Here is a 12,572-nt window from a genome sequence, read left to right on the forward strand (position 1 = left end):
TCTACCGGGACCGCTGGTCGCACGACAAGGAATCGCGGGCGTCGCACCGCTCGGCGCCCGCACCCCGCGCCGTGGCTGGGACCGCGTGGTGCGGTGTGACACGGGTCCTTCTCCGGTAGGGCAGGGACCGATGGCCCCTCATTCCCGGGCCGCATCCGCCTCAGGATGGGGGTGACGCAGAACCGTGTACCAAGCGAAAGACGGGCCGGCTGATGTACACCAACGACGGTTTCCACGAACTCGGACGGCAGGAGTGCCTGCGGCGGCTGGCCATGGTGCCCGTCGGCCGCATCGTCTACACGCGCCAGGCCCTGCCCGCCGTGCTGCCGGTGAACCACGGTGTGGACGGCGAAGGCGCGGTGGTGCTGCGCACCTCCGCGTCCTCGGAACTGGTCCGCGCGATCGACGGCGCGGTGGTCGCCTTCGAGGTCGACGACGTCGACGCGGTCCGGCACTCCGGCTGGAGCGTCATCGTCACCGGTACGGCCGCGGTGGTGACCGACCCCGCCGGGCACGAACGCCTGGCCCGCACCGTTCCGGCCTCCTGGGTGCCCTCACCGCAGGAAGTCTTCGTCCGTATCGAGCCCGAACTGGTCACCGGGCGTGAACTCGTCGGCGGACGCACCCTGTACGGCGTGGACCTCACCGCCTGACCCTCTCCGGAGAGTGGAATCCTGTCATCAGGGACCATCGGCCCTGGCCTCCAGTCCCTCGGATGGGGAAGGATTCCATGGAAAGAAGAGGACATCACAAGGAGTAACTGATGGCGGACAGTGAGCAGGCCGGCACCGGGGGCCCCATCAGGGTCTTCCTCCTGGACGACCACGAGGTCGTACGGCGTGGTGTGCACGACCTGCTGGACGACGAGCCGGACATCACGGTCGTCGGCGAAGCCGCCACGGTCGAGCAGGCTCTGGTGCGCGTCCCCGCGCTGCGCCCCGATGTGGCGGTCCTCGACGTCCGCCTGCCCGACGGCGACGGTGTGACCGTGTGCCGTGAACTGCGCTCGAGCATGCCCGAGCTGGCCTGCCTGATGCTGACCTCGTTCGACGACGAGGAAGCCCTGCTGGACTCGATCATGGCAGGTGCGTCCGGGTACGTCCTGAAGCAGATCCAGGGCTCGGACCTGGTCTCGGCGGTGCGCACCGTGGCCCGTGGCCAGTCGCTGCTGGACCCGAGCGCCACGACCAAGCTGATGGCGAGGCTGCGGGGAGGCCAGAAGCAGGAGGCAGAGCCGGACGCCCTGCCGGGGCTGACCGAGAGGGAGCGGGAGATTCTGGCCCTGATCGGTGAGGGCCTGACCAATCGGCAGATCGGCCAGCGGCTGTACCTGGCGGAGAAGACGGTGAAGAACCACATCTCCCGCCTGCTGGCCAAGCTGGGCGTGGAACGTCGGATCCAGGCCGCGGTCATCGCCACTCAGGCACAGGACCGGCTCCGCGGCGAAGGACGCTGAGCCGGAGCCGGAGCATCGGCGAGGCGGTATCGACGCCTTCCCGGTTGACCCCACTGGGCGCAAGCCCCGCCCCACACGCCGACGGACGGCTGATGTACGCGTGGGCATCAACGGCTTCGGCCGCCTCGGACGCAACTACCTGCGCTGCGCGCTGAAGCGCGCGGAGAACCCCGCAGGCACCTCCATCGAGGTCGCGGCGGTCGACGATCTCACCTCGCCGGGTCCTCGACGGTCCGCTCACGGACCCGCGCCGGGGCCGGAGCGCCGCTGTCAACACCATCCCACCAGCACCGGTGCGGCCCGCGCGGTCGCGCCGACCGCTACCGTGGCAGATGAGCGGACGGCGGTCGGCTCGACGCGGACGGTTGGAGGACCACGTTGTCAGGCTCCGAGGAGGCTCGGAAGGCTCAGGTCAGGCTGCCCCAGCTCAGGCTGGACGAGCTGCTGGAGGAGTTGCAGGCCCGCATCGACGCGGCCCGGGGGACCCAGGACCGGGTGCACAGTCTGCTGGAAGCGGTGCTGTCGGTCGGCCGGGAACTCGACCTGGAGCAGGCGCTGTACAGCATCGTGGAGGCCGCGACGGCACTGGTGGACGCGCAGTACGGCGCACTCGGCGTGATCGGCCCGGACGGCAAGCGGCTGTCGGCCTTCCACACGGTCGGCGTCAGTGAGGACCAGATCGCCCGCATCGGGAACTACCCGGAGGGGCACGGCATCCTGGGTGAGCTGATCCGCCACCCCGAGCCGCTGCGCCTGCCGAAGCTCTCCGAGCATCCGGCCTCCTATGGTTTCCCGCCGCACCATCCCCCGATGAACACGTTCCTGGGAGTCCCCATCCGGGTCCGGGACCAGGTGTTCGGCAACCTGTACCTGACCGAGAAGCGGGGCGGGACCGACTTCGACGAGGAGGACGAGGCGGTCCTGTCCACCCTCGCCGTGGCCGCAGGCGTCGCCATCGACAACGCCCGTCTGTACGAGGAGTCCCGGCTGCGTGAGCGGTGGCTGCAAGCGAACGCCGAGATCACCCACAGCCTGATGTCCGGCGGCGACCAAGCGGAGGTACTGCGGCTGATCGCCGAGCGAGCGCGGGACATCACCGGCGCCGGACTCGCCGTGGTCGCGGTGCCGATGCAGGACACCGACGCGCTCACCGTGGAGCTGGCCATCGGCCGGCAGGCGGAGGCCCACCGCGGGCTGGTGCTGCCCGTCAGGGGCAGCATCGTCGGGCGGGCCTTCGCCGACGTGGCACCGGTGACCAGCCCGGACATCTCCCAGGACGACCGGATCTCGGCCGGTCCGCCGCGCTTTTCCGGCCTCGGCCCGGCCGTCGCCGTGCCCGTGGGGACGGGGGACGGCGTACGCGGGGTCGTGCTGCTGGTGCGTGAGGCGGGCGCGAACGAGTTCTCCCAGAAGGAGATGGAGCCGCTGCAGGGCTTCGCCGCGCAGGCCGCGGTCGCCATGGAGCTCGCCGAACGCCGTAAGGACGCCGAGCAGATCGCTGTTCTCGAAGATCGTGACCGGATCGCCCGGGACCTGCACGACCTGGCCATCCAGCGGCTGTTCGCCACCGGGATGACCCTGCAGAGCGCCGGCCGCCTCATCGAGCACGCGCAGGCCTCGGAGCGCGTGCTGCGGGCCGTCGACGACCTTGACGAAACCATCAAGATCATTCGATCGACGATCTTCGGCCTGCGCACGCGCGACGACGACGCGGCCCCCGGCCTGCGGGCCCGAGCGGTACGCGCGGTCGGTGAGGCGGCACCCGTCCTGGGCTTCGCGCCCAGTGTGCGCATGGAGGGACTGCTCGACACCCATGTCCCGAAGGAGACCGCCGACCACATCGTGGCCGTGCTGTCCGAGTCCCTCACCAATATCGCCCGCCACGCGCACGCCGACCGCGCCGAGGTGGTGCTGGAGACCGACGGCAACGAGGTAAGCCTCACGGTCACCGACAACGGTGTGGGCGTACCCGAGGAGGGCCGCCGCAGCGGCCTCGCCAACATGGCCGAACGGGCCAGGAAGCTCGGCGGGGACATGGAACTCGCCGGCCGGGACGGCGGCGGAACGCGACTGGTGTGGCATGCCCCGGTGAGGGAAGCGCAGGGCCCCTCGGAAAGGTGATCACTGCGAGGTGGTTGCGGGACCCGGCCCGGCGTGGACCACGTTGCAGGAAGGTGGCGGCGCGGGAGGGGGCGACGCTGGCCTTCCCCGGCCCCTGGGATGCCGAGACATTGCCCCGTACGGGACTTCTCCGGACGCAGGCCGGTGGCCGACCGCGGCACCACCGCCTTCGAGTACACCCCGCACCTGGCCGTGCTGAGCACCCGCGGCGAGGGGCCCGGCCACCCCGCGCCGGCCTGTGCGGGATGTCCTCGACATCACGTAGCCAGGCGCAGGGGGCCGCACGACGGGCGCGCGGCGCGCGGCGTGTGCCGAGCCGCCGCCGGCGACCCGGCCCCACTGTGCTCAGCGGGCCTCGGTGCGGCCGACCCGGCCGTCCCGTCAGGGGAGCCTGAGCGTGGGGCGGTAGGCATCGATCCAGGTGGCGAGATCCAACGTTCGCTCGAGACCCAGCCGGGTCAGCCTGTCCATCCCGGCTGTGTCCTTCCCGGTCGCGCTCTCCAGCCATTGCCGGTTCACCAACTCGAAGACTCCATGGCCGCGGTCGCTCAGCAGTTCCTTGGCCTGCCGTTGGAGCTCCTGGGCGTAATAGGGGTCCTGCGTGGAGGGATAGGCGCTCTTCGGGCGCCAGGCGACCGACTCCGGCAGCATGTCCTTGACGGCACCCCGAAGCAGGCTCTTCTCCCGACCGTCGTAGGTCTTCAACGCCCAGGGCGTGTTGTAGACGTACTCGACGATCCGGTGATCGCAGAACGGCACGCGGACCTCGAGCCCGAGCGCCATGCTCAGCCGGTCCTTCCGGTCGAGGAGGTAGCGCATGAACCGGGTCAGGTGCAGATGGAGCATGATCCGCATACGGTGCTCGAAGTCGTCCTCGCAGGCGTAGACGTCGCCGGAGCCGAGCCGCTCGACCTCTCCCAGAGCACTCGCGTACGAGTCCTTCCGGTACTCCTCCAGCCCGAGGCCGGACCACAGCTGCGGGTTGAGACCCGTGCCGTCCTTGTCGAACGCGCCGATGTTGAGCGCGATCCAGGGAAACGCGTGGGCCTGCTGGATCTGGGGGACGTGCATGTGCTTGTAGCCGCCGAATATCTCGTCGGCCGCCTCGCCCGACAGGGCCACCGTCGACCGCTGCCGGATCTCCTTGAACAGCAGATACAGCGAGAAGTCGATGTCGCCCATCGTCATCGGCAGGTCGCGCGCGCCGATCACGGCCTGTCGGATCGCCGGGTCGGCCAGTGTCTTAGGGCCGATCACGATGTCGGCGTGCTCCGAACCGACATGCTCCGCGACGTCCTTCACATAGGGCGCGTCGGGAGTGTCCCGCAGGTCGTCCGACTTGAAGTTCGCCGCATGGTCCATGAAGTCGACAGCGAACGTCCGCACCCGCTCGTCGCCCAGATGGGCCGCGGACAACGCGGTGAGCGTGCCGGAATCCAGGCCACCGGACAGCAGCACGCAGCGCGGCACATCCGCGACGAGCTGTCGGCGCACCGTGTCCTCGAGCAACTCGCGGACGCGTCCGACGGTGGTGGCCACGTCGTCGGTGTGCGGACGGGTCTCCAGCCGCCAGTAGGTGCGCTCCCGAAGTCCGGCGGCGTCGATCGTGACCACGGTGCCGGGCTCGACCTGCCGCATGCCCGACCAGATCGCGTGCCCGGGAGTGAAGCAGTACGAGAACGTCTCACGCAGTCCGTCCGCGTCGACCACGCGCTCGGCGAGCGGGTTGGCCAGAATCGCCTTCGGCTCCGAGCCGAACAGCAGGCCGTCGGCCGTGCGGTAGTAGTAGAACGGCTTGATCCCGAGCCGGTCGCGGATCATCACCAGTTTCCGGGCCCGTGCATCCCAGATCGCGAACGCGTACATGCCGTTGAGCCGCTCGGCCACGGCCTCGCCCCAGCACAGGTATCCGCGCAGGACGACCTCCGTGTCACTGGCGGTCTCGAAGCGTTCTCCTCGCTGTACCAACTCATGCCGCAGTTCGGTGAAGTTGTAGGTCTCGCCGCTGTAGACGAGGGTTACCTCGCCGGTCGGGGTCCGCACCGTCATCGGCTGCTTCCCGCCGGGCAGGTCGATCACGGCCAGCCTTCGGTGACCGAGGGCGGCGTGCCGATCGACCCATGTGCCGGAGGCATCGGGGCCCCGGCACGCCATGGTCTGCGTCATGGCGTCCAGGGTCTCCCGTTCGCGGGTGAGGTCACGGTCGAACGAAATCCAGCCGGTTATGCCACACATCTGCCGTCCTCCTGTGGTCTGCAGAAACGTCCCGCACGTCCCGCTCGCTCACCCGCTCGCGTGAGTTCCCCGGTACCGCCGTCGCGCCGGATCAGCGGCGGCGCGGCGCCTCGCTCTCCCCGACGTGCGTCTCGATCCACTCCTTCAGCGGCCGCGTGGCCCTCCAGAGTTCGCGCACCGCCTCGATGGCCCGCGGCTCATGCATCCAGCCGGCCAGCTGATGCTCCTTGATGACCACCGCGCCCTTCCAGCGCAGGAGTTCGCCGCGGGGGTGATCCGCAGGGAAGCCGGTGGGGACCCGCTTGAGCACGGGCTGCATGCCCGGCTCCACGGGCAGGCCCTGATCGGCCAACTGCCGCTGGATGCTGTCGAATTCCGCCGCGGACTCGCCGCTGTCGATGGCGGTGCGGAACCGCTTGATCTGGTCCGGCGCCAGGGCCATGGCCCCGCCCGCCAGCCGCATGCCGTCGGCGTCCAGCCGGAGGAAGGCGCCGATTCCGCCCACCGCCCGGTCGCTGGTGGTGACGCCGACCCACGTCTTGTACGGGGACTTGTCCTGGGAGAACCTGACGTCACGGTTGGGCCGGAACGTGCGCAGCGGCCCGAACTCGTCCTCCAGGTCGGCCATGAGACGGTTCACCGGCTCCTTCACGGACGCCTCCCAGACGGCCCGGTGAGCCTCCCAGTACGTCTTGGAGTTGTCCTTCTCCAAGCCCTCCAGGAAGGTGAACAGTTCGGGCGGGAACCCGTCGAAGGGCGGGGTGGTCTGCGCACCCTTCTCAGTCGTCACTACCGCTCACCTTCCTGTTGTAGTCCAGGGCCTCCGTCATCCAGCCGTCGAAGGCCTCGTCCGATTCGATGCCGTGGTCGGCGACGACGATCCAGCCCTTGCCCATGGGCTTCCCGCGCATCTCCGCCCAGTCGGCGCCCTCCCGCTCCAGCAGCTTCTCGGCCCGGTCGGGGTCGCAGCGGACCATGAGGCGGCCGTCCGCGTTGGCCGTGACCGCCATGCTGCCGTTGACCATGAAGGCCAGAGCACCGAACATCCGCACCTCGCGCACCTGCCGCTGGGTGGAGAGGGCTTCTCTGATCCGGTCTGCGAGTTCCTGGTCGTACGCCATCCTCGGCTGTCCTCCTAGATCGTGGTGGCCAGGGGCAGCGCCGGATCGCCGCTCCATTCCACGAGGCCATCATCGTAAAGAGCCACTTCACGCACCCCCAGCATTTGCAGCGCGAACGCGTCGATGGTGGCGTCCACCCCCGCGGCGCAGTAGGCGACGACCTGCCGGGCCTGCGTGGCACCGACCGCCTCGAACCTGGCGGTGAGTTGCCGGGCCGCAAGGAAGCAGCCGGTGTCCGGGTCGATGAGCGCCGCCGCCGGAACGTTGACGCTGGAGGGGATGTGGCCGACGCGGCCGTGCGCGACCGGGATGTGGCCGGCGTGCTGTTCGGGTGACAACGCGTTGACGAGGCAGACGCCTGGAACATCGATGGCGGCCTGCACCTGGTCACGGGTGACGAACAGCTCGGGACGGGGCCGGGCCGCGAAGCTGCCGCGGCTCACCTCGGGCACGTCCTTGCTCACCGGGCGGCCCTCGGCGGTCCACTTCCTCCAGCCCCCGTCGAGCACGGCGGCGTTGTCGTGGCCGAGCCATCGCAGCATCCACCAGAGCCGGGTCGCGAACGCCGTGTGGGCGCGATCGTAGAGGATCACGGTGTCGTCGTTGCTGATGCCGAGCCGCTCGATGGCGGCGGCCAGGACGTCGGCCGGCGGAATGGCGAACGGTTTGGGCGCGGTGGGGTCGGCCAGTTCCACGAGGAGATCGGCGAAGACGGCGCCCGGGACATGCCCCTCTAGGTAGCCGTCGTGACCGGGGCCGAGATCGACGCCGCCCTCGGGCAGCAGCCGGAGGTTCACCGTGCAGTCGACGACGACGATTCCCGGCCGTCCCAGATGCTCGGCGAGCCACTCGGTCCCGACGAGCGCCGAGGGCAGCCGTGTGGTGTCGGCGCGGGCAACGCCCTTGCCGTCCGGAACGCCCGCCGACCTGACGTCCGGCCCGTCCGTACCGCCCGCGGTCCCGGCAAGGGCGACGGGGTCGGACACCGGCCCGCGGGTCATCAGCGCCGCGGCGAGCACCGCGATGAGGAGCGTGCAGCCGGCGCAGATCAGGAACGCGACGTGGATGGCGTCGACGAAGGACTGATGCACCGCAGAGGTGAACTCGGCCCGGTCAACGGGCAGATCGGGGATCGCCCCCGCACCCTGACCGGCACTCGCGCCCGATCCGCCGATGCGCTCCACGATCTGGTGGCCGACGCCCCTGGCGACGTCCAGATCGGTGAGAGCCGCGACGACCTTGTCCTTGAACACGGCCACGACGACCGTGCCCAGAACCGCCGCACCGGCGGTGAAACCCGCGATCCTCGTGGTGTTGATCATCGAGGAGCCCAGACCCGCCCGTTCCGGAGGCGTGGACGCCATCACGGCCAGCGTCAGCGGGGCGAACATGCAGCCGATGCCGCCCCCGACGAGCCCGAGCTTCCACCACACCGAGCCGAATCCGGAGTCCGCCTCCACCGTCATCAGCAGAAGGAAGCCGGCGCTCACCAGCACCCCGCCCACGATGATCGGAATGCGCGGCCCGAGCTTGCCGGCGATGGTGCTCGCCGGCGGCGAGAAGAAGAAGATGCCCAGCGTCAGCGGGAGCAGACGCAGACCCGTCTCCAGCGCCGAATGCGTCTGCACGGTCTGGAAGTACTGGGCCATGAAGAACATCGCGCCGACGATGATGAATCCGAGCAGCGACGCGATGACGCTGGACACCGCGAAGGTGCGGTTGCGGAACAGATCGAGCGGCAGCATCGGCTCCCGGCTGCGCATCTCCACGGCCAGGAACGCACCCAGCAGCAGAACGGATCCGACCAGAAGGCCGACGATCAGCGGGGATCCCCATCCCTCTCGCTCGCCCTGGATCAGCCCCATGATCAGGCAGAACAGACCAGCGGTCACGAGGATCTGGCCGGGGACGTCGAGATGGCCGGCGCCCGGGTTCCGCGACTCGATCAGCCAGCGGACGCCGAGGACCAGGGCCAGCACGCCGACCGGCAGGTTGATCAGGAAGATCGCGTGCCAGCTGAAGGACTCGATCAGGACGCCGCCGAACAGCGGGCCCAGGGCCAGCGCCACGCCGGAGACGGCCGTCCAGATACCGATCGCCTTCGCTCGGCCCGGCGGGTCACTGAAGGTCGACACCAACAGGGAAAGGCTTCCGGTTTCGATGGCGGCGGCGCCGATCCCCTGCAGGACCCGACCGAGGACGAGCACACTGAAGCTGTCCGTGAAACCGCACAGGGCGGAGCCGACGACGAAGACGACCAGCCCCGTCAGGAACACCCGTTTGCGGCCGAGCCGGTCTCCTAAGGTTCCGGTCGTCAGCATCAGCGCGGCGAATGGCAGCGTGTAGGCGTCGACGGTCCACTGGAGTTGCGAGATCTCCGCGCCGAGATCCTTCTGGATCTCGCCCAGGGCGACGAAGATGATGGACCCGTCGAGCAGGACCATGAACGACCCCAGGCTGGTGACCAGGAGCGTCAGAGCCCTGCTGCTGCGTGATGTTGTCTCCATGGTGCGTGAGCTCCCTGAGAATGTGCGTGGTGAGGGGCTCAGCCGGCGGTCGGCTGCTCCTGGTACTTCGGGAAGAGGCTGAGGAACTGGGGAGGTACGAGGAAGGGGTGCACCTCCACGCGGTCCCACACCTTGTTGACGATGTAGGGCTCGTTCTTGAGCCATTCGTCGATCTCGTCGCGGGTCTCGAAGTCGACGATCAGAACTCCGCCGGTCATCTTTCCGGCGCCGTCGAGAATTCCCCCGCCGAACAGGAAGCTTCCGTCGGCCAACATCTTCTCGCCGTTGGCCATATGGGCCGGACGGACGAGCATCCGCCGCTCGAAGGTCCCGGGGTCGGTGCTGTCATAGGCGATGACTGCGTACAGCAATGCGGCTGTCCTTTCCGTGCGCCGCCGAGGCGGGCGGTCAGTCCTCGTCCCGCCGGCCCCAGACGGAAACGGTGATCGGGGTGTACAGGACCGTGTCCGAGGGCTGCTGGAGCTCGTCGAAGGCAGCCTCGATCTCCTTCTGCCCCATCAGGCCGACCTTGGTGATCACCGGGGCGAGCTTGGCCAGACTCAGCACGATGGTCTGCATCTCGGGGGTGCCCGCCTGCACCGCGGTGAGCTGGCAGTCGGTTCCCATGAACTTGAGTCCGGTGCGGCGGAATGCCGGCAGGAGCTTCATTCCGTATCCGGGGTCGGCGCCACCGAAATAGAAGAAGGTCTCCAGGGCGGTGGCGGCCCGGGTGAGCAGCGGAGAGGGCGGATCGACCCGCTGAATGCTGCGGATGTCGGCCTCTTCGACCAGAAGGTGACCACCGGGCTTGAGTGCTTTGGCGAACTCACCGAGTACGCGCTCCCGGTCCGGCAGATGCATCAGGAGGATCTTGGAGTGGACGAGGTCGTAGGCGCCTTCGTCCAGCGGTGTCGTCGTGATGTCCTGCTGCCGGATCTCGAGGTTGGGCGCGGACAGCCCTTCCATGTACGCGGTCTCGATGTCGATGGCATGGACCTTGCCGAAGTGGCCCACCCGGTTGGACAGCCATTGTGCGATCGATCCCGCGCCCGCCCCGACTTCGGCACAGGTCCACCCCTCGCGGACCCCGATCTGCTCGAGGTAGCGGATGGTGGCGGGGTCGGTGAGGGCCGCGACCTGCTCCAGGCGGACCTTCTCGGGATCGCTTTCGTGCTCGGCCGGTTTGTGCACGTCGTCAACTCCTCGGTCAGGTGTCAGACGCCGGTTTCGAAGAGCTTGGGGACCTTCATCGCGAGCATCATGTCGCCCTTGACCTTGAGCTTTCCGGTCATGAAGGCGCGCATCGCGTCCTGGCGGCCCTCGGCGATCGCGACCCATGTCTCGCTGCTGGTCACGAAGGTCGTGTCGGGCTCGTCGACCCCACCCGGGATGAGACGGCCCTGCCCGTCCTTGATCTCGAAGGCCCAGATGCCCGGGTCCACATCGGTGATCTTCCACTGCAGGGTCCGATTCAGGCCTGCGGCGGCCTCCGTGTTGAAGCGCGTCGACAGGTGCTCGAACAACTCCTCGACGGTCATGGACATCGGTCGGCTCCTTGTGGTCAGTCCAGGCCGAGTTGGCTCTGGATCTCTTTGACCTGCGGATACACATCGAACAGCTGGAGGTGGTCGCCCACCGCGTCCAGGTGGGAGAGCACTGTGCGGTCCCTTTCTCGGACCGGGGATGTGCGGGAGGCAGCCTCTGCGGCTGCCTCGGTGAAGCTAGTCCCGGCGACTTACCGATCGCTTACGGGTCGGGAAAGTGGTGCCGCCGCCCTCGTGAGGCGGGGTCAGGTCATTGAGCAGGAGGATGTCGTACAGATAGTGGGCGGCGGTCTCCACCATCGATGCCCCTGAACCGGCGCCGGGGTCCGGAGCGTCGTAGTGGTCGGGCGCGACCCGGCTGAGGCCGAGCTGCCTGCGCAGCCCCAGCGCGAGCAACTCCCGCGTCGCGGTGGACATGCTGGACGTCCGTTGCCCTGGCGGTCGGCTCATGGATCCCCCTCGATGCAGAAGGGGACTTTCCGGCGGTGCGGTTACAGACGACTTACACCGGGAGAAAGGTGGCTGAATCGAGGCCCTATAGCTTTCGCTTGCTGCTGGCAGCATGCCTGGTCAAGCCGGAGGGGCGGTCCTTGCCGCAGGCCGGGATCCGCCGGGATGTGGGTACTTAGGTGGCCAACACTTGCATACCGGGTGATTCGGATGGTTCCGCCAGGGGAACGACGGGTCGACCGTGGTGCTGTTCAGGGAGTACGGGGGGCGGAATGGACGGATCACCAGGGGGCTCACCGGACGACGCCGGCCGGTCGGCCGATGCGCGCCGGGAGTATGAGGCGTGGCTCTTCGGCCCGTTCCGGGTGCATCGCGCGGGCGCCCCGTTGGGGGACCCGTGCAGGGGGCGGGCGAGCGCGCGCACGCTGCTCAAGTGGTTCCTGCTCAACCCCGGACAGGAGTTCCGCGACAGTGAGCTCGCGGACGTGCTCTGGCCCGGCAGTCCGGGGGATCGGGCGAACCGGCTCCATGTGACACAGCACTCCCTGCGTCGGATCCTGGAGCCCGAGCTCGCCACCAGACAGCCGTCGAAGTTCATTCGGTCGGACCCGAACGGGCACTACTGGTTCGACCCGTCCGGCTGCTGGTGGACGGATGCCGAGAACGTCGTGCTGCTGTGGAAGTCCGCGTGTGCCGCACGCAGGGCGGGCAACACACCGGCGGCGATAGCGTCGTACGAACGCTTGCTGGCCTACTACGACCAGGGCTTCCTGCCGGAGGAGGTGTACCACGACGCCTTCGCGCCCTTCCGGGCGGCCCATGAGCGCGGCCACGAGGAAGCCCTGCTCCAGCTGTTACGCCTGCACCGTCAGACCGGCCATCTGTATGAGGCGCTGACCTGCGCGATGAGGATTTTGGACCGTGACCCCTACTCGGAGGAGGCGGCCACAGCCGTCGTGGAGATCCATCTCCAGCAAGGCAGCCTGACGGGGGCCGTTGCGCAGCTCGAGCAGTTCGTCGGCCTCCTGCGGGAGGATCTCGGGGTGCCGCCCAGCCCTGAACTGCGGGCCTTGTGGGAGCGGGTGAGGTGGGCGCGATGACGCCGATGCCGGGGCGTCGCGCCGAGCCGCGGCGGCCC

12 protein-coding genes and 1 pseudogene are annotated in these 12,572 nt (G+C 68.9%); 5 read left to right on the forward strand and 8 right to left on the reverse strand.

The genetic code is table 11. The features are described 5' to 3' along the window. Positions 1 to 212: 212 nt before the first annotated feature. The 4 genes and pseudogenes from ACFZDA_RS15285 (at position 213) to ACFZDA_RS15300 (ending at position 3,577) form a co-directional block, all read left to right on the forward strand. Positions 213 to 653: a pyridoxamine 5'-phosphate oxidase family protein gene (locus tag ACFZDA_RS15285; RefSeq protein WP_391080504.1), complete on the forward strand. Its 441-nt coding sequence runs from the start codon at positions 213 to 215 to the stop codon at positions 651 to 653. Positions 654 to 763: 110 nt separating this feature from the next. After that, on the forward strand, positions 764 to 1,456 hold the full coding sequence (locus tag ACFZDA_RS15290) for a response regulator (protein WP_391080507.1): 693 nt from the start codon (positions 764 to 766) through the stop codon (positions 1,454 to 1,456). 100 nt (positions 1,457 to 1,556) lie between these two features. Next, positions 1,557 to 1,670, forward strand: a pseudogene (locus ACFZDA_RS15295) (type I glyceraldehyde-3-phosphate dehydrogenase); the annotation flags it as partial. Positions 1,671 to 1,834: 164 nt separating this feature from the next. Beyond that, on the forward strand, positions 1,835 to 3,577 hold the full coding sequence (locus tag ACFZDA_RS15300; RefSeq protein ID WP_391080510.1) for a GAF domain-containing protein: 1,743 nt from the start codon (positions 1,835 to 1,837) through the stop codon (positions 3,575 to 3,577). Positions 3,578 to 3,958: 381 nt separating this feature from the next. Here ACFZDA_RS15300 and asnB read toward each other — a convergent pair whose 3' ends face one another. From asnB to ACFZDA_RS15340, 8 genes are all read right to left on the reverse strand, one after another. Beyond that, complete coding sequence (gene asnB, locus ACFZDA_RS15305; protein ID WP_391080513.1) at positions 3,959 to 5,812, reverse strand: asparagine synthase (glutamine-hydrolyzing); 1,854 nt, start codon at positions 5,810 to 5,812, stop codon at positions 3,959 to 3,961. Between the two features lie 91 nt (positions 5,813 to 5,903). Next, the gene (locus ACFZDA_RS15310) at positions 5,904 to 6,602 is read right to left on the reverse strand and encodes a DUF2461 family protein (RefSeq protein ID WP_391080516.1); all 699 of its coding nucleotides are present in this window, start codon (positions 6,600 to 6,602) and stop codon (positions 5,904 to 5,906) included. Next, positions 6,592 to 6,933: a TfoX/Sxy family protein gene (locus tag ACFZDA_RS15315; RefSeq protein WP_388063040.1), complete on the reverse strand. Its 342-nt coding sequence runs from the start codon at positions 6,931 to 6,933 to the stop codon at positions 6,592 to 6,594. The genes ACFZDA_RS15310 and ACFZDA_RS15315 overlap by 11 nt, the downstream gene beginning before the upstream one ends. A gap of 14 nt (positions 6,934 to 6,947) precedes the next feature. Then, on the reverse strand, positions 6,948 to 9,440 hold the full coding sequence (locus ACFZDA_RS15320; RefSeq protein ID WP_391080520.1) for a DHA2 family efflux MFS transporter permease subunit: 2,493 nt from the start codon (positions 9,438 to 9,440) through the stop codon (positions 6,948 to 6,950). 38 nt (positions 9,441 to 9,478) lie between these two features. After that, entirely contained in the window at positions 9,479 to 9,811 is a 333-nt protein-coding gene (locus ACFZDA_RS15325) for a YciI family protein (protein ID WP_391080523.1), read from the reverse strand. 37 nt (positions 9,812 to 9,848) lie between these two features. Further along, positions 9,849 to 10,631 (reverse strand): methyltransferase domain-containing protein, encoded by a 783-nt coding sequence (locus tag ACFZDA_RS15330; protein WP_391080525.1) that lies wholly within the window; start codon positions 10,629 to 10,631, stop codon positions 9,849 to 9,851. Positions 10,632 to 10,654: 23 nt separating this feature from the next. Then, positions 10,655 to 10,984, reverse strand: coding sequence for an SCP2 sterol-binding domain-containing protein (locus tag ACFZDA_RS15335; RefSeq protein ID WP_388063044.1), 330 nt, complete (start codon positions 10,982 to 10,984; stop codon positions 10,655 to 10,657). A 177-nt stretch (positions 10,985 to 11,161) separates the two neighbouring features. Next, on the reverse strand, positions 11,162 to 11,401 hold the full coding sequence (locus ACFZDA_RS15340) for a hypothetical protein (protein WP_391080529.1): 240 nt from the start codon (positions 11,399 to 11,401) through the stop codon (positions 11,162 to 11,164). A 305-nt stretch (positions 11,402 to 11,706) separates the two neighbouring features. Between ACFZDA_RS15340 and ACFZDA_RS15345 the strand changes: the two genes are divergently transcribed. Beyond that, positions 11,707 to 12,534: a BTAD domain-containing putative transcriptional regulator gene (locus tag ACFZDA_RS15345; RefSeq protein WP_391080532.1), complete on the forward strand. Its 828-nt coding sequence runs from the start codon at positions 11,707 to 11,709 to the stop codon at positions 12,532 to 12,534. Positions 12,535 to 12,572: the final 38 nt, after the last annotated feature.

Origin of the sequence: Streptomyces sp. NPDC007991 (assembly GCF_042958445.1) — a bacterium.
GTDB lineage: Bacteria > Actinomycetota > Actinomycetes > Streptomycetales > Streptomycetaceae > Streptomyces.